Raw genomic sequence first — 21,216 nt, forward strand, 5'->3', positions numbered from 1 at the left:
ATGGCTGGGAGAGGTGGAGGAGCGGCGGCGGCAGCTGGCGTACGCGATCCTGGACGGCACGCTGATCTCGATCGACCGGGTCGCCGACCAGAAGCCGTACTACTCCGGCAAACACAAACGGCACGGCGTGAACGTGCAGGTCATCGCGGACGCCGCCGGCGGGCTCGTCTGGGCGTCACCGGCACTACCCGGCTCGGCGCATGATCTGACCGCCGCCCGGGCCCACGGCATCATCGACGCGCTGACCAGCGAGAAGGTGATGACCTTCGCCGACAAGGGGTACCAAGGCGCCCGCGGAAGCGTCCGCACGCCGTTCAAACGACGTCGATTCAGGCCCGAGCTGTCCCGGCGGCAGAAGGCCGTCAACCGCGCCCACGCGAAGATCCGCGCTCGTGGCGAACGGGCCATCGCTACCCTCAAGACCTGGAGAATCCTGGACAAGCTGCGCTGCTGCCCGCGCCGAGCCACCGCAATCGTGCAGGCCATCCTCGTCCTGCACCACGTCGAGTCACCGCGCTACGAAGGATGAAACGGCTCACTGGATGCCGGCTCGTCTGCGATCGATGTGCCGGCGCGGTCGCCGGTGCCCGGCAGGTCCTGGCGAGCCGGCCTGCGAGTGCGCTCACCGGGCATCGACCGGGTGAGGACGCCGAATGTGAGCAGAGCGAGCGCCGGCAGCACGGCGACGATGATTCCCATCGGCAAGGCGTCGGCGGCGCCACCCGCGCCGGCCAGCGGAGCAAGTGCCCCGCCGAACATGAACTGGCTGAAGCCGAGCAGAGCGGCGGCCGACCCGGCGTGTCCGCCGTGGTCGGCCAGGGCCTGGGCCGCGGCGTTCGGCATGACCAGGCCCACGCTGGAGACCAGGACGAACAGGCCGATCAGGAGCACGGGCAGGGGTGCCCGTGTCAGCACCGCGCCCAGGACCGTGGTGCCACCGGCTGTCGCGCCCAGCAGACCGGCGAGCAGCAGCACGCGGGCTCCGGCCCGGGCCACCAGCCGGCCGCTGATCTGGGCGGCCACAACGAGTCCGGCGGCGTTGACGGCGAACACGGCGCTGTACTGCTGCGGTGACAGGCCGTGGATTTCCTGCAGGACGAACGGCGAGCCGGAGATGTAGGCGAACATCGCCGCGAAGACCAGGCCGTTGGCCAGGACGTACCCGGTGAAGACCCGGTCGCTGAGCTGCTGCCCGACGACAGCCAGCAGCGGCTGGCGTGACGCGGAGGGCCGGGTCTCCGGCAGTCCTGCGGCGGAGGCCGCTAGCATCACGGCGCCGAGTACGGCCAGGCTCACGAAGATTCCAGGCCAGGCCGTGACGCGCAGTAGCTGGCCGCCGAGGACCGGCGCGAACACCGGCGCCAGGCCGGTGATCAAGGTCAGTGCGGAGAAGAGACGTGCGGTGCGGGTTCCGGAGGTGCGGTCGCGGACCATGGCGTTGGCGATGACGATGCCGAACGCCCCGCCGATGCCCTGGACCAGGCGTAGGCCGACGAAGGTCCGGACGTCGGGCGCCACCGCGCAGAGCGCGCTGGCGATCGTGTAGAGGGCGAGGCCCGCCAGCAACGGACGCCGCCGGCCGTAGGTGTCGCTCAGCGGCCCGGCGATCAGCTGCCCGATGGCCAGCCCGGCCAGACAGGCGGTGATGGTGAGCTGGGTGGCCGCGGCGCTGGCGCGCAGATCGCCGGCGAGGTCCGGCAGTCCGGGCAGGTAGCCGTCGATGGACAGTGGTCCCAGGGCCACGAGCGCTGCGAGCAGGACGATGAATCGGGTGTGCCGGCCGGCGGCGTCGTTGCTCATGGCTCAGTACGCCACGGTGATGCGGCGGCGGATCGCGGTGTCGCTCTCGATCGTGTCGGCCAAGGCGATCGCGTAGTCGGCGTACGAGATGCGGCTGTTGCCGTCGTCGTCGGTGAGCAGGGTGTCCCCGGCGCTGCGGTAGGCCCCGGTCCGCTCGCCCGCTCCGATGACCGCGGCGGGCGACACGTACGTCCAGTCGAGGTCGTGCACGCCGCGGTAGAGGTCGAGCGCTTCGGACTGGGCCTCGGCGTTGGCCTTCCACAGCGCGGGGAAGTCCGGGTCGTCCATGACCCGGGCGCCGGTCGGCGTGCGCAGGCTACCGGCACCGCCGATGGTGACCAGGCGGGTGACGCCGGCTCGGCGGAGTCCGTCGATCAGCGCACGGGCGGCACCGACGATCGTGGCGCGGTCGTTCTCCTGGCCGATCCGGGGGCCGACGGCCGACAGTACGGCGTCGTGGGAGGCAGCGAGGCCGGCGACCGCGGCGGCGTCCGTGACGTCACCGGTGGTCACGGTCAGGGCCTTGTGCTCGAGGCCGTCGACGTGCCCGGCTCGGGTGACCGCGGTGACGGTGTGGCCGCGACGCAGTAGTTCCTCGGTGGTGGGCCGGCCGATGTTGCCGCTGGCACCGAACAGGACGATCTTCATGTGTTGCTCCTTGTTTCTGATGGTCAGAGGACGGGCTGGCCGTCGGCGATGATGGCCGCGGTGATGCCCCGCTCGTCGGCGGCGTGCTGGAAGCGCTGCTCGATGTCGGGTTGTTCGGTGTAGAACGGCGGGTTGTGGAACAGGCCGTAGTGCATGGCGCAGACGGTGTCGGCGCCGAGTGCGACGGCGGCCTCGACGCCCTGCTCGGGGGTCATGGTCGCCGGGACGTTGGCCGCGTAGCCCTCGAAGTGGGCGATGACGCCGTTGACCGGGACGAACGCGACGTCGAACGGGCCGTGGTCGCGGGCGATCTGCCACCAGCTGCCGTGCCACTGGGTGTCGCCGCAGTGGATGACCCGCCGGCCGGCGCCTTCGACGACCCAGGCGACCTGGTCACAGTCGTTGCCGCGCCAGTCCAGCGAGGTGACCGGGGTGACGGTCAGCTTTCCGATGCGCCGTGACTGGCCCAGGTCCTGGGCAACGGGGGTGATGCCCGCCTCGCGCAGCCCGGCCGCGCTCGGGGTGTGGCAGCCGATCGTGCCGGTGGCCGCGATCCGGGCGATCAGGTCGTGGTCGTAGTGGTCGGGGTGCAGGTGGGTGATGAGGGCGTGGGTGCCGGGCGGGGTATCGACCGGGTCGACCGGCCGGTGCGGCGGCCCCATCACCGGCGCCAGCGGAGCGACGTTCTCGAGCGGGTCGATCAGCAGGCGGGTGTCGCCGAGACGGATCTCGACGCCGGCCCAGGCCAGCCGACGCACGGAAAGGGTGGTGGTCATGGGCAGCGACGCTAGACCGGCGTTGTTGAGAAAGTCAACAAGAGAGTTTTGAATCTCAACGTCACGATGTAGGGTGGTGGCATGCGCACCTACGGGCAGTACTGCGGCATCGCGAAAGCACTGGACACCATCGGCGACCGATGGACCCTGCTGATCGTCCGCGAACTGCTCGCCCTGGGTCCTTGCCGGCACACCGACCTGCGCAACGGGCTGCCCGGGATCGCCAGCAACCTGCTGGTCGACCGGCTCCGCGAACTCGAGGAAGCCGGCCTGATCCACCGCGAGGCCGCCCCGCCGCCGGTGGCCACCACCCTGTTCTCCCTCACCGAGCGTGGCCGCGCGCTGGAGCCGGTGCTGCAGGAACTGAGCCGGTGGGGCGTGCCGCTGTTGCGTGAGCCGGCCGGCAGCGACACCTTCCGCACCCACTGGCTGGACATGCCCGCCCGGGCACTGACCGACCACCGCCCCGACCAGCCGGCAATCGCCCTGCAACTGCACGCCGACGGCAACGAAGACCTGGTCATCGAAGTCAAGGACGGCTCGGTGCACACCCACGCCGGCCGGGTCGACCACCCCACCGCGTCCCTGACCGGACCGCCGCACCTGCTGGCCGCGACCCTGCTCGGCGACCTCGATCTGAGCGCCGCAGTACAGCAAGGCCTGCGGCTCAGCGGCGAACACGAGGCAGTACTGCGCATCCTGCCCCGCTGAACGACCGGCCGCTCGCGCGACTGCGACCTCAAGCTCTACCGAGTCTGCGCCGGTCTCAAAAACGGTCCATTTGAGTTCCGCCGTACCTGTGGCTCGTTCAAAGCGCACTTCTGGGCCGGGGAGCGCTGGGAGTCCCTGCGTGACCACGCCGATCCGGTGGTGCGGACGGGAGGGGACGCATTCCTGGGGGGACTGGTCTGGGGTGGAGTGGACGGCGAATCGCCCCATATCGACCCGGGATTCTTCTATGCCGATCCAAAAGTCTCCTACGGATTGCTCCTCGCACGGTCGCCGGACAGCGTCCGGGAACTCGCCTCGACATGGGAGGGGATACGACCCCGCCTGGACGGGTTGCGAGAAGCCTTTGCCGAACACGCCGCAGTACCCGATGGCTGGGTCGGTGACTTCGACGCGTTCACCGACCTGCTCGACGACTGGGGCCGCGTCCTCACCGAAGCGTCCCGCCGGGGCTGGGGGGTCGTGGGGCTGAGCGAATAGGACGGGTCAGGGCACCGGCCGTGAACCCTGCTGACCCCAGTTCTATCGAAATCCCTAGTCCCGCGCCCCGGAACGAGCCTGATCAGGCATTGCTGGCGTAGGAATGTGCCTGTTCCCCGAAAGCCCCGAGGGTCCGGCTGACAAATGGTCACTCCATGTCAGGAAAGACTCCTCCGGGGGCCGTACGCGGGGCGGCAAGCCCAAAGCAAGGAGAATGCAAGCTCACGCCAAGGACGATACCCGCCCGGCACCTGGACGTACGGTCCGCAGAGGGAACCTGGGAAATCCCACGGTCATCGAGCATACGGTGACACCGAATTCCTTGAATTCGGAGCAAGAACGACCAGAGAGGTGTACCTGATGTCCGCAACCCACGAATCCCGCATTGCCGGCTGGGCCCAGAGCAATGCCGCGGAGCACACGGACTACCACGTGCCCCACGCCCCGGAGACCGTCCCGGCTCTGGGTGCCACCGATGTGGCCGCCGCTGCGCCCCCGGAGGTCCCGACCGCCTACTGGACCGGCTACCAGGCCGGCGACAAGACCCTTCCGCGCACCGGCCTGGAGCCCGGCGGTTCCGTTCAGGACCTGCTGCGCGGCCACCCCGGGTGGATCTGACCGGCGCACCGGGGCGGATCTGACCGGTAGATCACCCCTCTGACCGCTCGGCGTCCCCGACGGACCACCGATCCGCCGGGGGCGCCGAGCTCTCATTCGCCCGGCACACCGGTGCCGCCCTCCCCACGCCGCCCCATCTGCTCCGGAGCGCATATGCATGACGAAGAGCGCGATGCCGTTGACGCCGTCTTCCGCAAGGTCGAACTCCTCACCTCCATAGGTCAGGTCATCGGCAGTCTGGAACAGCTGGCCACCTCCGCCCAGTTCGCCGACAGCGGCCTCTTCAGCTGGCGCGTCGGCAAGCTCCGTATGTCCCAGGCGTGGCCCGGCGCGGGAGACCGCCTGGACAAGGTCTTCGGCTATCCGAACGTCATGGGACTGGTGCACACCCGCGGCCTCGCCGGTCTCGGACTGCTGCTGCCGGACGCGAGCCGTACCCGGCGCGGTGTCCTCGCCGCCACGATGTGCGCGACGGCGTACGGGTTGCAGACGCGTACGCGGTACGGGTTCGACGGCTCCGACCACTTCGCCTTCGTGAACTACGCCTGTGCGGCCCTGGAGAAGGCGTTCCCGCACGACGAACGCGCCCGGGAGGCCGTCGTGGCCTTCCTCGCCGCGCAGGCGTGTCTCTCCTACGCCACGTCCGGGGCGGCCAAACTCATCTCGCCGGTGTGGCGGGACGGAAGCGCCATCCCCCGCATCTTCCGCACCAGCACCTACGGCGACAGCTCGTTCTACCGGATGGTCAGGGACCGGCCGTGGCTGGCCAAGGCGGTGGCCTGGTCCACGATCGCGGGCGAGCTGGCCTTCCCGCTGGCGCTGGTGGCCCCGAAGCCCGTCGCCCGGGGGATCCTGGCTGCCGGAGCGGCCTTCCACCTCGGCAACGCCCGCTTCATGGGGCTCAACCGGTTCGTGTGGTCGTTCGGCGCCACCTATCCGGCGGTCGCCCATGTGTCGCGCGCGCTGGGACCGGGCTCCAAGGTGGCGCCCCGGTCCCCGCGCCGTCCTGCCCCGCTGAAGTCCTCGGTGGCCGCGCCGACCCGACCAGGTGGGGTGCGCAACGCGGTACTCGCCGGCGCTGGGGCCGCGGTGCTCGCAGGCGCGACGGTCCACCGCGCCGCCGCGCGCCGACGCGTAAGGATGAGGGCATCGGCACCGGGTGAGATGGTCCGTGTGTACGGGCACGAGGTGCACGCGCTGGCGAACACGGACGGCGTCGGACCGACGGTCGTCTTCGAGAACGGCATGGCCTGTCCGGCCACCGAATGGGGCTGGGTGCTGGGCAAACTGGGCCCCGGCACCAGTTACGTGGCGTATGACCGGCCCGGTATCGGCTGGAGCGCCGCGGCTCCGGTTCCGCGCGACGCGGACTGGAGCAGCGCGAGACTGGGGGCGCTGCTCTCCGCTCTCGGTGCGCGTCCGCCGTTCCTGCTCGTCGGCCACTCGGTCGGCGGGGTGCTGATCCGGTGTTTCGCGCGCCGCCACCCCGAACTCGTCGTGGGGCTCGTGTTCGTGGACTCCTCCCATCCGGATCAGCTCAGGCGGTCGACGGGGCAGCGGAAGACCTTGCCGTGGGTCCGGCAGCAGGTGACCACATCGTGGCTCCGGGCCCTGGCCGGAGTGCCGCGCCGGCCGCAGGAGTACCGGCCGTTCGGCTCCCTGCCGGACGACATGGCCGAGGCCACCGAGAGGTGCGTGGAGGCGCCGGGCACCTGGTGGGCGACCCGTCAGGAGATGCACCACTGGCAGCACTCGTGGTCACCCGACGCGGCACGGCTGTCGGCGGTCTCCCGGCCCGTGGCGGTGCTCACCGCGGAGGAGACCGTGCGGGCCGACCCGGCACACGAGGGCCTCCAGCGCGAGCTGGCGGGCCTGTCCACGGTTTCGCGGCATGACGTCGTGCCGGACGCGGGACACAACTCCCTGGTGATGGCGCCGGAGCACGCACCGGCGGTCGTCGAGAGCATCGAGTGGGTCCGCGCCCACGCCACCGGGCTCGCCCACGGCCGCCCAGGCTGAGACACACCACGGTCTTTCGACACGCACACCGACACCGAACGAGGAGAACCACCATGGCCCTCCGTACACCGCTCCCCCGGTACGGCCTGTACGGGCTGCTGCTCTCCTGGTTCGGGCTCACCGTCGCCCAGCAGTTCAAGAAGCGGCCCCGCCTCCTGGACACCGTCGACCCCGCCAACGTGACCCTGCCGATCTCGACGTTCTTCGCACCGAACCCCGGCAGCAACGACACCCACCTGCTGATCCGGAACCGGCTCGCCGACGGCGGGGTGAGCGTATGGACGGAGCAGGCGATGACACAGGTCAGGTCGGTGCGGCAGATGGTCTGGCACTCGGGGCGGCGGGGCGAGAAGGCCCTGCTCGACATCGTCACCGACCTGACGGCGGTGCTGCGTGAGGAGCGGCGGGTGGAGTACGTCCAGATGACCGTCCCGTACCTCAGCCTCCTCAACTTCGTGACGCACCAAGGGGAACACGTGCCGGACGCCGTGCAGGTGCAATTCCTGCTGGTCTCCTCGGCGGGATGCGATGAGGGCGAGGAGCCCACGACCCTCCTGGCCTCCGCGTTCCACGACATCGAGCCCTCGGACATCGCCGGATCATCCGCGCGCTGACGCCGGACCTCGCGCGCGGCACGTCCTGGACCAGGGGTGTACGAGCCCGCGCACGCGGGCATTCCTCCTGTCTGTCGGCTGCCGGAGCCAGGGGGCACAGTGGACACGAGCACGGCCAAGGGCCCAGGCAGACGCATCGGTCGCGCGGTGTTCCACCTCGTCATGACGGTGTTGGTGGTCATGCTCGCCGTACGCACCTACCAGGAGACGGCCATCGCCCACGCCCGGTCGACCGGGTCCCTGCGGACGGCGTGGGCCACCGTGGTGGAGACGACCTCCCACACGACGTCCGGAGAGACCGGCGGCGGTCAGGACGGCGGCGGGAAGCCGTTCATCTCCCAGTCGTACTCGGTCGAACTGCGCGTGGACGGGGAGCGGAAGACCGTCGACGAGGTCGGGCCCGACGCCGTGCACGGCCTCACGCAGGGCCGGACGGTCGGCGTGGGTCTGTGGCACGGACGGGTCGTGGAGATCGCGGGGCACCATGTGTGGCCCGGCTGGCATGTCACACCCGTGGACGGCACCCTGTTCGTGCTGTATCCGCTGATCATGGGCTATCTGATCGCCCTGGCCATGTCCGCTCGGGCGTACGTGGCGCGCCGGACCTCCGGTGTCCGGCTGACACGGGACGACCGGTTCGCAGCGTTGTGGCCCGGCCTCGCCATCGGAACGGCGGCGATATTCGCGCTCCTGATCTGCGGTGCGCTGGGGAAGGGGCCCGTGTACTGGCCGGTCATCCCCGCGGGCGCCGGAGTGACCGTCGCACTTCTGAGGTCGCAAGGGATGATCCGGCGACGCGCCCGCCGCTCCTCCGAGGACGTGGCGTGATCCGCTCGGCGGACCACGTCGACGGATCCCCCGGAAGAGCCAGACGGCATCCCCGTCAGGAGGGAGCCACACTTCACTCCCGGCAGTGATGTACCGGACCTCTCCCACTGCGAGCGTGTCTCACGACCGTTACGCGCTCCACGAGCGCGGCCGATCCACCCCTACGGAGAGACAGTCGTGAAGTCGAGGTTCGTATCGAGTCCCGGAACCCACCGGCGGTGGGTGGCCAGAATCGGCGCCGCCGCCTGGGTCCTGAACGCGGCACAGTTCCTGGTCGTGCAGCTGATCGCGGGGTCCCGGTGGCACACCCCCTACAGCTGGAGGAACAACAACATCAGCGATCTGGGCAACGTCCGGTGCCAGATGTGGGACGAGTCCCGCCCCCGCTACGTCTGCTCCCCGCTGCACACCCTCATGAACACCTCGTTCGCCGCCCAGGGTGTACTGCTGCTGATCGGCATGGTGCTGACCGGATTCATCTGGGGCCGGGGAGCGATGGCGTGGACCACCCGGATCCTGTTCGCCATCGGTGCGGCGGGCTGGGTCCTGGTCGGGATGGTCCCGGCCGACGTCAACGAGGATCTGCACGTCCTGGGCGCGCTCCTCATCATGGGACTGGGCAACATCGGGCTGCTGTGCGCCGGATGTGTCCGCAAGGACGCACCGCTCGCGCGGGTCAGGGTCGTGAGCCTCACTCTCGCCGCCACGGCGTTCCTCGCGACCTGGATGTTCTTCGCGCGCCACGACCCCGGTACCGGTCTCGGTGGCATGGAGCGGATCGCGGCCGGGATGACACAGCTCTGGACACTCGCCGTCGTCCTCGTCGCCCTCCGCGCCACGGGAAAAACCTCTTCCCGGCAGGGGCGGTCCGATCATCAGCCGGACGTTGCCCCGCTCAGAGGCAGGGCCGCCACCAAGGGGTGATGTGCGTATGGTTCGACGCGCCTGACCCCGCGTTCGCCCGGGTCGGCGGCGAGACTCACCGCCATGGATCTCTTCATCGGTGAGGTGAGCGCGCCATGACGGCGGTCAGCAGACGGCGGGTACTCCGGGGAGGTGCGGCCGTCGGCGCGACAGCCGCCGGATCGGCCTTCACCGGATTCGGCGGGCTCGTCCACGCCGCGCCACGCGGCACACTTCCGGACATCGCGTGGGACGAACTCGCGCGCGGCCTCAACGGCACACTGATCCGGCCCGAGGACGACGGCTACGGCGAGTGGGGCCATCCGCAGAATCTCCGGTACGACGCCAGGCGCCCCGCCGGGGTCGTCGTCTGCCACACCGCCCGTGATGTGCGGACCGCGGTCCTGTGGGCGCAGCGGACCGGTATCCATCTGGTGGCCCGGTCCGGCGGGCACAGCTACGGCGGATACTCCGCCACCAGGGGACTGTTGGTGGATCTGGGGCAGTTGAACGACGTGCGGCCGGACCGTGAGGCGGGCACGGTCACCGTGGGGGCGGGTGCGCGGAACAGCGGCATCTACACCGCGCTCCAGCCGCACAACCTGGCCTTCTCCGCAGGCCGTTGCCCCACGGTCGGCGTCAGCGGGCTGACCCTGGGCGGCGGATTCGGCTTCAGTTCACGGCAGCTGGGCCTGACCACCGACGCCCTGGCGTGCACCAGGGTGGTGACGGCCGCGGGCAACTCCCTGGTGTGCGACGAGAGGCGGCACCCGGACGTGTTCTGGGCCTGCCGGGGCGGTGGCGGAGGCAACTTCGGCATCAACACCGAGTTCACCTTCCGCACCACGCCCGTGAACACGGTGGCGGTCTACCAGCTCGACTGGGACTGGCGGGACACACCCGCCGCGTTCGCGGCCGTCCAGGCCCTGGCGCTGGGGGCGCCGAACGCGTTCTCCTGCCGCATCGGCGGGGGCAGCGCCGGCCAGAGCCGCCCGGAGATCGAGGCCGGGCGGAAGGTGTCGGCCCTCGGACAGTTCTTCGGAACCGCGAACGATCTGCGGGACCTGCTCGCACCCGTCCTGCGGACCGCGCGGCCGAAGCGGGTGCTGATCGAGAACCGGACGTTCTGGCAGGCCAAGGACTTCTTCTACCACAGTGTCCCCAGCGGCCGGTATGCCGTGACCTCCCGCTACCTGGACCGCCCGCTGCCCGAGCGCGGGGTCGAGACGTTCATGGAGGCCGTCGACGACTGGCCCGGCAGCTCCAACCCCGACGGCGCGGGCCTCGCCGTGTTCGCGTGGGGCGGTGCGATCGGCGACGTCGCACCCCGGGAGACCGCGTTCATCCACCGCACCGCCGGCTTCCTGCTGGCCTCCGAGACGACCTGGGCCGAACAGGACGACGCCGCCCTCGTCGCGGCGAACCTCCGCTGGCTGCGGGGGCTCAGCCGTGATCTGGACGCGTACGGCAACGGCGAGGCGTACCAGAACTTCATCGATCCCGGTCTGCGCGACTGGCGAAGGGCGTACTACGGCGCCAACTACCCACGGCTCGCCGAGGTGAAGCGGCGGTACGACCCGGGCGACTTCTTCCACTTCGCCCAGGGTGTCACCAGCTGAGAGCCGAGCCCGCGCCGGACCGCCCGCCGTGACACGGACCCGGCGGGTGGTGGCCACCGGCTGACCTCAGTGGCCACCACCCCTCCGGTCAGCCGCGGCCGGCGTCCCGGGCCACCTGCTCCAGTCGGCTCCGGTGGCTCGCCCACCACGTCCGGTCACCCGGTGGCATACCGTCGTTGTCCTTCCACATCCCGACCGTTCCGTCGATGAGTTCCCGGACGATGTCGGCGTGGCCCGCATGCCGATGAGTGTCGGAGAGGACACGGACCAGGATGTGATGCAAGGTCACTTCCCGCCGCTCCCGCGGCCACCACGGGACCTGACCGGCCGCGTCCAGCGCGAGTGCCTCGATGGTGCGGTTCGAGTGCTCCCACGCCTGGTGATAGAGCCCCACGATCTGCTCACGCGACTCCTCCGCGGTCGCCCACATGTCCGCGTTGGGTTCGGCGTCCTCCGTGTACCACCACGGTGGGGGCTCCTCGGTGAAGTACGGCCGTGCGAACGTGTCGCCGAAGTAGGCCAGCTCCACCCCGGCCGCGTGTTTGACCAGCCCCAGCAGATTGGTCCCGGTCGGCGTCAGGGGCCGGCGGACGTCGTACTCGGAGAGCCCGTCGAGCTTCCACACCAGCGCTTCACGGGCGGACTGCAGATAGCGGAGGAGCTCCGCTTTCGGATCGCTCATACCCGGCATTCTGCAGCGGTGGACCGACAACGGAGACCGGCCGAGCACGGCGCACCCGTAGTGTGGAGGGATGAGTACTCGTACTTTCCGTATCACCGTCCGCGGTGTCTTCGACGGACTCAGCACCGATCAGCGGGCCGAGCTCGTGGCCCGCGCCGCGCAGCACGATCCCCTTCGCGCGGCCTTCACCCCTGAGGGACACCTCAGCTACGAGCTGGCCGCACGTGCCGCCTTCACCTTCCGTTTCCAGGACTCCGGGGAGGAAGAGGAGGACATCCTGGAGGCCACCGAACGCGCCGAGGAGGCGGCGAAAACCTGGCTGACCGAACGTGGCTACGGCTACAAGAACCTCAGGAGCAAGGCCGAGGACCTCTCTCAGGCACCGCTGGGCAAGCGGCAGCGACGCGCCGCGGCACAGAAGCACATCTGATCCCCCGGGCGGCCCTCGCTCCGCCCTGTCGGCAAGAGTCCGACCGCGCCGGCCACCTCGGCCGGGCACTCGCCCCTCTCCACAGGAATCCTTGACTGCTCGAGCTTTCGCCATATGCTTGAGCAGTCAAGGAGGTGGCAATGAATGAGGCACTGGACGTGTCGCTACGTCTCGTGCGGGCCCAGACGGCCCTCGTGAAGCGGTTCGACTCCGGTCTGTCGGGACTGCACGGTGTGAGCCTGGCCGATTTCACCATGCTGCTGCGCCTGGCACAGGCGCCCGGCGGCCGGATGCGCCGGGTGGACCTGGCCGAGGCGCTGGGGCTGACCGCCTCCGGCGTGACCCGGGGGCTGGCGCCACTGGAACGGATCGGACTGGTCACACGGGAAACGAACGCCCGCGATGCGCGGGTGGCCTACGCGGCACTGACCGACACCGGCCGGGAACGCCTGGCGGACATGCGCACCACGGCCGAGCAGATCGCCGCCGAGGTCTTCTCCGCCGCGGTGTGGAGCAAGGAGGACCTGGGAGGGCTCTCCCTTCTCCTCACCCGCCTCGGCGGTGCCGGACTCACCGACCGGACGCCCCCGGCCATGTGACCTGACGGGTCCCCAGGGTGCCAGTGGACCGGCAAGCACCTTCTCACCAACCCGTCGTGGACTGCGCATCAGGCTCCGCACCCACAGCCGGAGGCAGCCGCCGCCTCCTCCGCCCCGGGCCGGTCCGTGCAGCAGGTGTCGGCGGCGCCGGGGACCGCGACGCCCTTGCCCAGGTTGTCCGCGTCAGCTTTCACCACGTAAACCTCCCAGGGCTCCTTACCGGGGCCGTGAACCCACACCTTGTCCTGGAGCGCGTAGCAGCACGAGGTGTCGTTCTCCTCGAAGGTGGCGAGTCCGGCGCCCTTGAGGCGGTCGGCGGCGGCGTTGACCTGGTCGGTGGAGGCGACCTCCACGCCGAGGTGATCGAGCCGGGTGTCCTGGCCTGCCTCGCCTTCGATCAACACCAGCTTCAGCGGCGGCTCGGTGATCGCGAAGTTGGCGTATCCGGGGCGACGCTTGGCGGGCTCGGCACCGAAGAGCTTGGAGTAGAACGCCACCGAGGCATCAAGGTCAGGGACGTTCAGAGCAAGCTGTACACGGGACATGGCGGTCTCCCATCGGGTTGCATCGATGACCTGTATCGATGTCCTTCAATTCAAGGTTGCATCTTGGATCGAAGAACGTCAACATAGAAGAATGTCGAAACAAGACCTTGTGGTGCTCGGGCAGGACGGCGCCGAGGGCTGCTGCCCCGGGCTACTGACCGCTCCGCTGGACGAAGCGCAGTCCGTCGAGCTGGCGAAGGTGTTCAAGGCGCTGGGCGACCCGATCCGGCTCCGGCTGCTGTCGATGATCGCTTCCCGGGCCGGAGGCGAGGTGTGCGTGTGTGATCTGACCCCCGCCTTCGAGCTCTCGCAGCCCACGATCTCCCACCACCTGAAACTGCTGCGGCAAGCCGGACTGATCGACTGTGAACGCCGCGGCACGTGGGTCTACTACTGGCTGCTGCCGGAGATGACCGACCGGCTCGCGGGGATCCTCACCCGCCCTGCGGGTGAGCCACGGCCCGACCGCACCACAACGACGGACGTCTCGTGACCGCCGCCCCCTCCACCGGCCCGATCGCCGTGCGCCTGTCGTTCGTGGACCGCTTCCTCGCGGTGTGGATCCTGCTGGCCATGGCCAGCGGTCTCGGCCTGGGGCGACTCGTTCCCGGCCTCGGCGACGCCTTGGCGAAGGTGACCGTCACCGGTGTCTCACTGCCGATCGCACTCGGCCTGCTGGTGATGATGTACCCGGTCCTGGCCAAGGTCCGTTATGACCGCCTCGACACGGTCACCCGGGACCGCCGACTGCTGATCCCCTCACTCGTACTGAACTGGATCCTCGGCCCCGCGATCATGTTCGCGCTGGCCTGGCTCCTCCTGCCGGACCTTCCCGAGTACCGCACCGGCCTGATCATCGTGGGCCTCGCCCGCTGCATCGCCATGGTCATCATCTGGAACGACCTGGCCTGTGGGGACCGGGAAGCCGCCGCGGTTCTCGTCGCCCTCAACTCCGTCTTCCAGGTGATCGCCTTCTCCGCGCTCGGCTGGTTCTATCTCACCGTGCTGCCCGGCCGGCTCGGCCTGGAACAGACCGCTCTCGACGTCAGCGTGTGGGAGATCGCCCGCAGCGTGCTCATCTTCCTCGGCATCCCTCTTGTGGCCGGGTTCCTCACCCGCCGCCTGGGCGAGAAGGCAAAGGGACGGAACTGGTACGAGACGAAGCTGATTCCGCGGATCGGCCCGTTCGCCCTGTACGGGCTGCTGTTCACCATCGTCGTGCTGTTCGCCCTCCAAGGTGAGGCGATCACCTCGCGACCGATGGACGTAGCCAGGATCGCAATGCCCCTGCTGGTGTACTTCGCCGTCATGTGGGCCGGGTCCATGGCGCTGGGCAGGGCCGTGGGCCTGGACCATCCACGCGCGACCACGCTGGCGTTCACAGCGGCGGGCAACAACTTCGAGCTTGCCATCGCCGTCGCCATTGCCACCTTCGGTGCCTCCTCCGGACAGGCCCTGGCCGGAGTCGTCGGCCCGCTCATCGAGGTCCCCGTCCTGATCGGCCTCGTCCATGTGGCCCTGGCCGCGCGCCGATACTTCCCCCAACCGCCCCCCGTGGCCGTCGAGCCCGCACCCGCCCAGGAAGGGCCCGCCCGTGTCTGACCCCACGACTCCGTCCGTGCTCTTCGTCTGCGTCCACAACGCGGGCCGTTCCCAGATGGCAGCCGCATTCCTCACCCATCTCGCGGGCGACCGCGTGGAAGTCCGCTCAGCGGGTTCGGCACCCGCCGAGCACATCAACCCTGCCGTCGTGGAAGCGATGGCGGAGGTCGGGATCGACATCGCAGCAGAGACCCCGAAGGTGCTGACCGCCGAAGCCGTGCGAGCCTCGGATGTCGTCATCACCATGGGCTGCGGCGACGCCTGCCCGTATTTCCCCGGCAAGACCTACCTGGACTGGAAACTTGAGGACCCGGCCGGTCAGGGCGTCGTGGCCGTCCGCCCGATCCGCGACGAGATCCGACACCGCATCGAGAACCTGATCAGCGAACTCATCCTGGAAGACCACGGGTGACCCGCCCGGCATGCGATCCCCTGGCGCCACCTCAGCGACCACGACCCCTCCCGCTGAGTTCACCGCCGCCCCCGGCCTGATCGGATCGATGAGCGTCGGTGCGTACATGCGCACGCACCCCTTGCAGACCGAACAGGATGAGCAGCTCAACCACGCCACCGTCGGCGCTGCCCAGCCAGTGGGGCAGGGACGTGTCGAACTCGGCGGCCTCACCGGACGGCAGTGTCAGGTCACGCTCGCCGATCACAAGTCGCAGCCGTCCGCTGAGCACGTAGAGCCATTCGAAGCCTTCGTGGGTCTGCGGCGTCGGTTCGAGTGGCTCCGGCCGGGCGGGGATGATCATCTTGAACGCGTGCACACCGCCCGGTCGCCGGGACAGGGGCACGAAGGTCATCCCGAACCGCCTGATCGGCTTGAGGTGGATCCGGGGGTCGCCGGTGTGCGGGGCACCGACGAGGTCGTCCAGCGGAACGTCGTAGATACGGGCCAGTGGCAGCAGCAGTTCCAGGCTCGGCCGGCGCTGCCCACTCTCCAGCCGGGACAGGGTGCTCTCCGATACACCGGTCGTCGACGCGAGGTCGGCGAGGGTGATGCCGCGGTCACGACGCAGCGCACGAAGCCGCGATCCCACCGCGTCGAGGACGTCGTCGTCCGTCTTGCGATCCATCGGGCCATCTTGCCGGAACCGCAAGATTCCGTGCCAGTTCGCGGGGTGCCTGGCAAGACTGAGCGCATCCCGACACCCTCCCGACACAAGGAGTCCTGATGAGCCCCACCGATGCGGTCGCGTTCTGGGACGGCGTCTACGCGGCCCGGCCGGCAGCCGGCGACCCGCGGCCGAATTCCCGGCTCACCGAGGTGGTGACGGGCCTGCCCACCGGTGACGCGTTGGACCTCGGATGCGGCGATGGCGGCGACGCGCTGTGGCTCGCCGGTCAGGGATGGCAGGTCACCGCCGCCGACATCTCGGCCGTGGCGGTCAAGCGGCTCGCCTCCCTCGCCTGCTCACACGGCCTGGGTAACCATGTCACCACCGTGCGGGCCGACTTGCACACCTCTTTCCCGCCCGGCGCATTCGACCTGGTCTGCGCCCACTACCTGCACACCCCCTGTGCCCTGGACCGGGCAACCGTACTGCGCTCGGCCGCACACGCACTGCGCCCGGGCGGGCGGCTGCTGGTCGTCGACCACGGCTCGGCCGCACCGTGGTCGTGGAACCAGGACCCCGACACCCGGTACCCGAGCCCGCGGGAGGTCGCCGCCGGTATCGAGCTGGACCCGGCGGTATGGACGGTCGAGCGGGCCGACGCACCCCGCCGGATCGCCACTGGACCGGACGGAAGCACCGCCGAGGTCACCGACCATGTCCTCCTCATCCGCCGCACCGCCTGACACGGTGTCCGACGCCGCCCCCGACGAAGGAAGGCGACCACAGTTGCCCAGCACCACGCGCCGCGACCGCCGCGGCGACACCCCGCCACCCCGGACCGGAAGCAGCGAGATCGAGGTCCTGCGTGGATTCCTCGACTACCTCCGGACCTCGATCGCCGCGAAGGTCGACGGCGCACCCGAACCGCGGGTGCGCACCGCCGCGGTGCCGTCCGGCACGAACCTGCTCGGCCTGCTGAACCACCTGACGTTCGTCGAGCACTCGATGTTCCTCGGGGACGATGTCACCGACTGGCAGGCGACGTTCCAGGCCGCACCGGCGGACAGCGTGGCCGATGTCGTCGCCCGCTACCGAGACGCGGTCGAGCGCGCGAACGACGTTCTCGACGGGTGCATCGACCTCGGCGCACCGATCCCCCGACCACGGCCGGACCGCCCCGCTCCCAGCATCCGCTGGGCACTCACCCACATGATCGAGGAGACCGGCCGGCACGCGGGCCACGCGGACATCCTCCGCGAACTCATCGACGGCACGACCGGCCGCTGATCCGCCGGCCAACTCCCCGCTGACACCGCACACCTGGGCCACCTCGATCTGCCGCTGCCCGGGCCACTGTTCTCTCCCCAGGTCGCGTTCGGCGGCACGGCATTCGGCGGCCCATCCCACACGTCCGCGACACCGCGGCAGCAGCACCGGTACGTGATGCGTCACCGCCGGGCTCCTGCGCTTCCTCGACGGATGACCACACCACTCATAGGAGCCCCCTGCCATGCACACATACGACGTCACGGTGACCACCAGTGCCTCACCGGAAACCGTCTGGAAGCTGCTGGTCGACGCCGCGAGCTGGCCGCTGTGGTCCAAGGTGGACAGTCTGGACATGACACGGTCGTTCGGCCTCGACCCCGGCGGCGACGATGGCGTCGGCGCCATCCGGGCCTTCCGGACCGGACGCACCGTCACCGGTGAGCGGCTGACCGAGAAGGTCGAACAACGCCTCCTGGCCTACGAAGACGCGTTCATCCCGTCGATGCACCATTACCGCGCGCGCATCGAGCTGAGCCCGACAGCGAGCTCAGGCACGGTCATCCACTGGTACGGGGAGTACGAGACGAGTTGGCTGTGGCGCTGGGTCATGCCGCGCTACCTCCAGAAGTTCATGCAGGGCATGGCGGAAGGGCTGGTCCGTTACGCCGAGCAGCCCCATCCGCCCCGGTGAGGCCAACACCGCAACGCGCGTTCCGCCAGGACCCGCCCGAGCATCAAGGCGGATCGCCCAGGAGACGCTGCCGGTCAAGCCCGAGTCGGCGCTGTCCTCGTCCGCCCGCGCCACGGAGCAGCCGACGTGATCTGGTGGCTACGCGCTCATGCCGCGCTGGCCGTGCGTTGGTTCTCGGCGCGTGCTTGATCTGCTCGCCCTGCTCGCCCACTCGAACCTTCCCATGGCGTGACTGTTCAGCGGATCTGCCGGAGGCATCCTCATGCCATTCGTGCTCCCGGTCCTGGCCGGGTCTCACGGCCGCGATCCTCAGCGGTCGGATCGCCGCCCGAAAGGGTGAGCGACCATCGGCATTCCTCACAAGTCCTCGAGGCACGATGGTCGGAGTCAGGAGCTCGTGCACGGTAGATGGTGAAACCTCGCCCTCGTCGTTGATCACGGTCGTGGTGGGGAAACACAACGTGAGCAGGTATCCGCGCCGCTGCCTCTCTTCGGCTCCGTCTCCGAATGGGCAACGCGCGCGCTCCTTGGCCTAGCCTGCTCCCATGATCCGAGCTGTGGTGTTCGATGTCGGTGAGTGCCTGGTCGATGAGACGCGCGAGTACGGCACGTGGGCGGACTGGCTGGGGGTACCCCGGCACACCTTTGTAGCGATGTTCGGTGCCGTGATCGCTCAGGGGCGGGACTACCGCGAGACGTTCCAGGTCTTCCGGCCCGGGTTTGATCTGTACGAGGAGCGGGAGAAGCGGGCTCAGGCCGGCCAGCCTGAGCACTTCGACGACAGTGATCTGTACGCCGATGTCCGACCGACGCTGGCAGCGCTGCGGGATGCCGGGCTGTGGGTGGGCATAGCGGGCAACCAGACCGTACGGGCAGGGGGCATTCTGCGCTCGCTCGACCTCCCGTCTGACTTCGTCGCAACGTCCGATGACTGGGGCGTGTCCAAGCCCGATCCGGCGTTCTTCTCGCATGTGGCGGACGTGGCACCCTGCTCTGCCGAGGAGATCCTTTACGTGGGTGACCGGATGGACAACGACATCCGCCCCGCGGACAAGGTGGGCATGAAGACAGCGCTGATCCGGCGTGGGCCGTGGGCCACGATCCAGTGGGATGAACCGGACGCCGTCGCGGTGCCGACGTTCCGCGTGCACAGCCTCGCCGAGTTGCCGGGGCTGATCGCCGGGGTCAGCGTTGAAGAGCGCTGACGGTCGTTCCCCAGCCGTACATCCGGTCATCGAGATCGCGGACGTACGGCTCGTTGCGCCAGGCATGGAGCCGCTTCCGCACGTCGCGGATCCGGTCCATGCCAGCGGCGTACCAGGTGGCGCCTAGCTGGTCGAGGGCTTCGTTGACCCATCGGCAGGCTTCTTCGGGCTTACCGGCTGCGGCTTCCACGGCCGCCAGGTCGCCGAGGATGATCGTGCGCTGTTTGCCGTCGGTGGCGGGCAGGTTGTCGAGTACTTCGAGCAGCGTGGCTCGGGCCTGGGCTGTGTGTTTGGCGATCAACTGCGTGTTGCCCTTGAAGGCGGCGAGGCGGACGGGGGTGAACCAGTCCATCCATACCGGGCACGGCTCGTCCGTATCGCCTTCGGTGAGCACGTCTTCGGCGTGGGCTATCAGGCGCAGCGCCGTGCGGGTGTCCCCGCACCGCGTCATGCACTCGGCCTCGACGGCGTCGAGCCACGCGATCATCAGCGCGGGGGCGTTCCCCCTGCGGGCGTACGCGCGGGCAGCGGACATCCGCTCCTCGGCGTCTTCCTTGTTGCCCGCCCACCCTGGGATGAACGCGGTGTGAGCGAGGATTGCCGCTCCCAGTAGTGCGTCGTCGGCTTCCCCTGCGGCCTGGAGGCCGCGTACGAATGCGTTCCCCGCGGCCTGCGGCTGTTGGAGATCGAAGAAGTCGATTCGCCCGGCGAGTAGATACGACTCGGCGAGCGCGGCTGCGAGGATGACGCGGCAGCGGCCGGTGGTCTCACCTATGAGAGCTGTCCCGAGGTGGGTGTGTTCCACCACGCTCGCGTGGAGCAGGGAAGGTGGCACGGACCAGTACAGACGTCGGTGAGTGGCGGTGATGGTGGCAAAATCGGCGCCCACGGTCACTGGTTGAGTCGGGCTACTGGTGCTGGGAAGAGGACCGGGAGCAGGTCCGATCCCGGCTGCCCCCGGCGCCGCAACAGGGCGCCGACCGACATCCGGCCGAGCCGGGTCCGTCCTGCCCCACGGCGCCGTGAAGCCCAACTCCTCCATGGACTGTCCCAGCAAGTGCGTCAGCACTCGCTGGACATCAGGCTGCGGCCACGGAGGGCTCGCAGACTCCCAGCGGCGCACCTGACGCACGCTGATCTGCAATGACCGTATGCCAAGTTGTGGCGCGGCGTTACGGATCGCCTCGGCAAACGCCTCCTGAGACGCGTATCCCGACGCCTGCCGGGCGGACTTCAGCCGCGCGTTTCCTACGGGCCTGGGCACTGGGCTTCCTCACCATTCGACTCGCTGACCGACACAGCCACCGTAGCCAAGGGAGGGCCGCTTTGGGGACCCCTTACTTCTCCAGCACTGCGTTAAGTCCTTAAGAAGTCCTTTTTGAGTCCCTTGAGCGGCCTTCAAAGGGACGCATTACAACTCCACCATGTCTAGGGCCAGACAGCAGGCAAGCATGCGGAGTGAAGGGCATGGGCGAGGCGTTGCAGCACGCGAGTGAGCGGCAAGACGATGTGGACATCGACCGAGTCAAGGCCGCGATCGATCGCGCCTTGGTGATGCGGACGGGGCTTCCTCCGTACAGCGAACTGGTGGAGCTGCACCAGACGCTCCGGTGGCATATCCGGACGCTGTTACCGCTGGCTGAGGCTCGGGTTGAGCGGATGGACCGGGGCACGGTGGATTGGTACGACCTGCGGTGCCGGTTGAACACCATCCCGCACAAGGTGGCCCGGGGGCTCGGCTCGGGGTTGCAGTCCGCTGATGACCACGTGCGCAGCCTGGGCTACTCCTGCAAGTTCCTCCTGGAGAACTCCGGACTCACCCCGGAGCCCGACCAGTGAGGTGAAGACCGGGCGGGAGCTGATGTCCGTGGGTCGGCTCACGGCTCCCGCCCTCACACCCCCGGGTGTGGTGGCTGTGCGGCGGACAGCGCCCCGTTCGCCGGATCGCAGATGTCACCACCATTCCCAGATGGGCGGCGGACACTGCACCGTCCGCCGCCAGCGGGGCCGGGCCGCGCACCACAACCGTCCCCGGAAGACCGGACTGTGTGGTGAGGTGTTCCCCTCGGACCATCGCGCCAAGACGACTGGCTACGGA

General features: G+C 69.4%; 25 protein-coding genes and 1 pseudogene. 19 read left to right on the forward strand and 7 right to left on the reverse strand.

Annotation, left to right across the window (positions count from 1 at the left end):
* Positions 1-19: 19 nt before the first annotated feature.
* Positions 20-529, forward strand: a pseudogene (locus NMK44_RS35680) (transposase family protein); the annotation flags it as partial.
* Here the strand turns inward: NMK44_RS35680 and NMK44_RS35685 are convergent.
* Genes NMK44_RS35685 through NMK44_RS35695 form a run of 3 tightly spaced genes read right to left on the reverse strand, consistent with a single transcriptional unit; the run spans position 517 to position 3,224 of the window.
* Positions 517-1,800, reverse strand: a complete 1,284-nt coding sequence (locus NMK44_RS35685) for a multidrug effflux MFS transporter (protein WP_254751061.1) — start codon at positions 1,798-1,800, stop codon at positions 517-519. The pseudogene NMK44_RS35680 and the gene NMK44_RS35685 sit on opposite strands and share 13 nt — an antisense overlap.
* 3 nt (positions 1,801-1,803) lie before the next feature.
* A complete protein-coding gene (locus NMK44_RS35690) occupies positions 1,804-2,448 on the reverse strand; it encodes an NAD(P)-dependent oxidoreductase (protein ID WP_254751063.1) in 645 nt (214 codons plus the stop codon).
* Between the two features lie 23 nt (positions 2,449-2,471).
* The gene (locus NMK44_RS35695; RefSeq protein ID WP_124290911.1) at positions 2,472-3,224 is read right to left on the reverse strand and encodes an MBL fold metallo-hydrolase; all 753 of its coding nucleotides are present in this window, start codon (positions 3,222-3,224) and stop codon (positions 2,472-2,474) included.
* A gap of 81 nt (positions 3,225-3,305) precedes the next feature.
* Between NMK44_RS35695 and NMK44_RS35700 the strand changes: the two genes are divergently transcribed.
* The 8 genes from NMK44_RS35700 (at position 3,306) to NMK44_RS35735 (ending at position 11,034) form a co-directional block, all read left to right on the forward strand.
* Positions 3,306-3,935: a winged helix-turn-helix transcriptional regulator gene (locus NMK44_RS35700; RefSeq protein ID WP_254751065.1), complete on the forward strand. Its 630-nt coding sequence runs from the start codon at positions 3,306-3,308 to the stop codon at positions 3,933-3,935.
* 156 nt (positions 3,936-4,091) lie between these two features.
* Positions 4,092-4,433, forward strand: coding sequence for a hypothetical protein (locus tag NMK44_RS35705; RefSeq protein WP_254751067.1), 342 nt, complete (start codon positions 4,092-4,094; stop codon positions 4,431-4,433).
* Positions 4,434-4,793: 360 nt separating this feature from the next.
* A complete protein-coding gene (locus NMK44_RS35710; protein WP_254751069.1) occupies positions 4,794-5,051 on the forward strand; it encodes a hypothetical protein in 258 nt (85 codons plus the stop codon).
* A 153-nt stretch (positions 5,052-5,204) separates the two neighbouring features.
* On the forward strand, positions 5,205-7,070 hold the full coding sequence (locus tag NMK44_RS35715) for an alpha/beta fold hydrolase (RefSeq protein WP_254751071.1): 1,866 nt from the start codon (positions 5,205-5,207) through the stop codon (positions 7,068-7,070).
* A gap of 53 nt (positions 7,071-7,123) precedes the next feature.
* A complete protein-coding gene (locus NMK44_RS35720) occupies positions 7,124-7,684 on the forward strand; it encodes a hypothetical protein (RefSeq protein ID WP_254751073.1) in 561 nt (186 codons plus the stop codon).
* A gap of 99 nt (positions 7,685-7,783) precedes the next feature.
* The gene (locus tag NMK44_RS35725; RefSeq protein ID WP_254751075.1) at positions 7,784-8,512 is read left to right on the forward strand and encodes a hypothetical protein; all 729 of its coding nucleotides are present in this window, start codon (positions 7,784-7,786) and stop codon (positions 8,510-8,512) included.
* Between the two features lie 222 nt (positions 8,513-8,734).
* On the forward strand, positions 8,735-9,436 hold the full coding sequence (locus tag NMK44_RS35730; protein WP_254751077.1) for a DUF998 domain-containing protein: 702 nt from the start codon (positions 8,735-8,737) through the stop codon (positions 9,434-9,436).
* Between the two features lie 95 nt (positions 9,437-9,531).
* A complete protein-coding gene (locus tag NMK44_RS35735; RefSeq protein ID WP_254751079.1) occupies positions 9,532-11,034 on the forward strand; it encodes an FAD-binding oxidoreductase in 1,503 nt (500 codons plus the stop codon).
* A gap of 88 nt (positions 11,035-11,122) precedes the next feature.
* On the opposite strand, the gene NMK44_RS35740 is transcribed toward NMK44_RS35735, so the two are convergent.
* The gene (locus NMK44_RS35740; protein ID WP_254751081.1) at positions 11,123-11,716 is read right to left on the reverse strand and encodes a DinB family protein; all 594 of its coding nucleotides are present in this window, start codon (positions 11,714-11,716) and stop codon (positions 11,123-11,125) included.
* A gap of 70 nt (positions 11,717-11,786) precedes the next feature.
* On the opposite strand from NMK44_RS35740, the gene NMK44_RS35745 reads away from it, so the two are divergent.
* Together NMK44_RS35745 and NMK44_RS35750 are read left to right on the forward strand one after the other, a co-directional pair.
* Positions 11,787-12,146, forward strand: a complete 360-nt coding sequence (locus NMK44_RS35745) for a DUF6204 family protein (protein WP_254751083.1) — start codon at positions 11,787-11,789, stop codon at positions 12,144-12,146.
* Positions 12,147-12,286: 140 nt separating this feature from the next.
* Entirely contained in the window at positions 12,287-12,745 is a 459-nt protein-coding gene (locus NMK44_RS35750) for a MarR family winged helix-turn-helix transcriptional regulator (protein ID WP_254751085.1), read from the forward strand.
* A 68-nt stretch (positions 12,746-12,813) separates the two neighbouring features.
* Here NMK44_RS35750 and NMK44_RS35755 read toward each other — a convergent pair whose 3' ends face one another.
* On the reverse strand, positions 12,814-13,290 hold the full coding sequence (locus NMK44_RS35755) for an ArsI/CadI family heavy metal resistance metalloenzyme (RefSeq protein WP_254751087.1): 477 nt from the start codon (positions 13,288-13,290) through the stop codon (positions 12,814-12,816).
* A gap of 91 nt (positions 13,291-13,381) precedes the next feature.
* On the opposite strand from NMK44_RS35755, the gene NMK44_RS35760 reads away from it, so the two are divergent.
* The 3 genes from NMK44_RS35760 to NMK44_RS35770 are packed head-to-tail and all read left to right on the forward strand — an operon-like array spanning position 13,382 to position 15,304.
* Positions 13,382-13,783, forward strand: coding sequence for an ArsR/SmtB family transcription factor (locus NMK44_RS35760; protein ID WP_254751089.1), 402 nt, complete (start codon positions 13,382-13,384; stop codon positions 13,781-13,783).
* Positions 13,780-14,892 carry an ACR3 family arsenite efflux transporter gene (arsB, locus tag NMK44_RS35765; RefSeq protein WP_308358714.1) on the forward strand — a complete coding sequence of 371 codons (1,113 nt, stop codon included), beginning with the start codon at positions 13,780-13,782 and terminating at the stop codon, positions 14,890-14,892. Before NMK44_RS35760 ends, arsB begins: the two co-directional genes overlap by 4 nt.
* Complete coding sequence (locus NMK44_RS35770; protein ID WP_254751091.1) at positions 14,885-15,304, forward strand: arsenate reductase ArsC; 420 nt, start codon at positions 14,885-14,887, stop codon at positions 15,302-15,304. The genes arsB and NMK44_RS35770 overlap by 8 nt, the downstream gene beginning before the upstream one ends.
* A gap of 31 nt (positions 15,305-15,335) precedes the next feature.
* On the opposite strand, the gene NMK44_RS35775 is transcribed toward NMK44_RS35770, so the two are convergent.
* Positions 15,336-15,971, reverse strand: a complete 636-nt coding sequence (locus NMK44_RS35775) for a helix-turn-helix domain-containing protein (protein WP_254751093.1) — start codon at positions 15,969-15,971, stop codon at positions 15,336-15,338.
* Between the two features lie 98 nt (positions 15,972-16,069).
* Here NMK44_RS35775 and NMK44_RS35780 point away from each other — a divergent pair, with 98 nt between their 5' ends.
* The 4 genes from NMK44_RS35780 to NMK44_RS35795 all read left to right on the forward strand — a co-directional run bounded on the left by NMK44_RS35780 (position 16,070) and on the right by NMK44_RS35795 (position 19,118).
* A complete protein-coding gene (locus tag NMK44_RS35780) occupies positions 16,070-16,696 on the forward strand; it encodes a class I SAM-dependent methyltransferase (protein ID WP_254751095.1) in 627 nt (208 codons plus the stop codon).
* A 43-nt stretch (positions 16,697-16,739) separates the two neighbouring features.
* Positions 16,740-17,240: a DinB family protein gene (locus NMK44_RS35785; RefSeq protein ID WP_254751097.1), complete on the forward strand. Its 501-nt coding sequence runs from the start codon at positions 16,740-16,742 to the stop codon at positions 17,238-17,240.
* A gap of 223 nt (positions 17,241-17,463) precedes the next feature.
* Positions 17,464-17,913 carry an SRPBCC family protein gene (locus NMK44_RS35790; protein WP_254751099.1) on the forward strand — a complete coding sequence of 150 codons (450 nt, stop codon included), beginning with the start codon at positions 17,464-17,466 and terminating at the stop codon, positions 17,911-17,913.
* Positions 17,914-18,458: 545 nt separating this feature from the next.
* Positions 18,459-19,118, forward strand: coding sequence for an HAD family hydrolase (locus NMK44_RS35795; protein ID WP_254751101.1), 660 nt, complete (start codon positions 18,459-18,461; stop codon positions 19,116-19,118).
* On the opposite strand, the gene NMK44_RS35800 is transcribed toward NMK44_RS35795, so the two are convergent.
* The gene (locus NMK44_RS35800; protein WP_254751103.1) at positions 19,099-20,382 is read right to left on the reverse strand and encodes an NsdA family TPR-like regulatory protein; all 1,284 of its coding nucleotides are present in this window, start codon (positions 20,380-20,382) and stop codon (positions 19,099-19,101) included. The two genes, NMK44_RS35795 and NMK44_RS35800, sit on opposite strands and share 20 nt — an antisense overlap.
* Positions 20,383-20,585: 203 nt before the next feature.
* Between NMK44_RS35800 and NMK44_RS35805 the strand changes: the two genes are divergently transcribed.
* On the forward strand, positions 20,586-20,957 hold the full coding sequence (locus NMK44_RS35805) for a DUF6415 family natural product biosynthesis protein (protein ID WP_254751105.1): 372 nt from the start codon (positions 20,586-20,588) through the stop codon (positions 20,955-20,957).
* The last annotated feature ends 259 nt before the right edge of the window (positions 20,958-21,216 follow it).

This window comes from Streptomyces cucumeris (assembly GCF_024295805.1).
In the GTDB taxonomy this organism is placed as follows: Bacteria; Actinomycetota; Actinomycetes; order Streptomycetales; family Streptomycetaceae; genus Streptomyces; species Streptomyces cucumeris.

Coding starts and splice junctions, on each gene's coding strand:
- NMK44_RS35685 (WP_254751061.1), bottom strand. CDS start 1,800: ATGAGCAACGACGCCGCCGGCCGGCACACCCGATTCATCGTCCTGCTC.
- NMK44_RS35690 (WP_254751063.1), bottom strand. CDS start 2,448: ATGAAGATCGTCCTGTTCGGTGCCAGCGGCAACATCGGCCGGCCCACC.
- NMK44_RS35695 (WP_124290911.1), bottom strand. CDS start 3,224: ATGACCACCACCCTTTCCGTGCGTCGGCTGGCCTGGGCCGGCGTCGAG.
- NMK44_RS35700 (WP_254751065.1), top strand. CDS start 3,306: ATGCGCACCTACGGGCAGTACTGCGGCATCGCGAAAGCACTGGACACC.
- NMK44_RS35710 (WP_254751069.1), top strand. CDS start 4,794: ATGTCCGCAACCCACGAATCCCGCATTGCCGGCTGGGCCCAGAGCAAT.
- NMK44_RS35715 (WP_254751071.1), top strand. CDS start 5,205: ATGCATGACGAAGAGCGCGATGCCGTTGACGCCGTCTTCCGCAAGGTC.
- NMK44_RS35720 (WP_254751073.1), top strand. CDS start 7,124: ATGGCCCTCCGTACACCGCTCCCCCGGTACGGCCTGTACGGGCTGCTG.
- NMK44_RS35735 (WP_254751079.1), top strand. CDS start 9,532: ATGACGGCGGTCAGCAGACGGCGGGTACTCCGGGGAGGTGCGGCCGTC.
- NMK44_RS35740 (WP_254751081.1), bottom strand. CDS start 11,716: ATGAGCGATCCGAAAGCGGAGCTCCTCCGCTATCTGCAGTCCGCCCGT.
- NMK44_RS35745 (WP_254751083.1), top strand. CDS start 11,787: ATGAGTACTCGTACTTTCCGTATCACCGTCCGCGGTGTCTTCGACGGA.
- NMK44_RS35750 (WP_254751085.1), top strand. CDS start 12,287: ATGAATGAGGCACTGGACGTGTCGCTACGTCTCGTGCGGGCCCAGACG.
- NMK44_RS35755 (WP_254751087.1), bottom strand. CDS start 13,290: ATGTCCCGTGTACAGCTTGCTCTGAACGTCCCTGACCTTGATGCCTCG.
- NMK44_RS35760 (WP_254751089.1), top strand. CDS start 13,382: ATGTCGAAACAAGACCTTGTGGTGCTCGGGCAGGACGGCGCCGAGGGC.
- NMK44_RS35775 (WP_254751093.1), bottom strand. CDS start 15,971: ATGGATCGCAAGACGGACGACGACGTCCTCGACGCGGTGGGATCGCGG.
- NMK44_RS35780 (WP_254751095.1), top strand. CDS start 16,070: ATGAGCCCCACCGATGCGGTCGCGTTCTGGGACGGCGTCTACGCGGCC.
- NMK44_RS35790 (WP_254751099.1), top strand. CDS start 17,464: ATGCACACATACGACGTCACGGTGACCACCAGTGCCTCACCGGAAACC.
- NMK44_RS35795 (WP_254751101.1), top strand. CDS start 18,459: ATGATCCGAGCTGTGGTGTTCGATGTCGGTGAGTGCCTGGTCGATGAG.
- NMK44_RS35805 (WP_254751105.1), top strand. CDS start 20,586: ATGGGCGAGGCGTTGCAGCACGCGAGTGAGCGGCAAGACGATGTGGAC.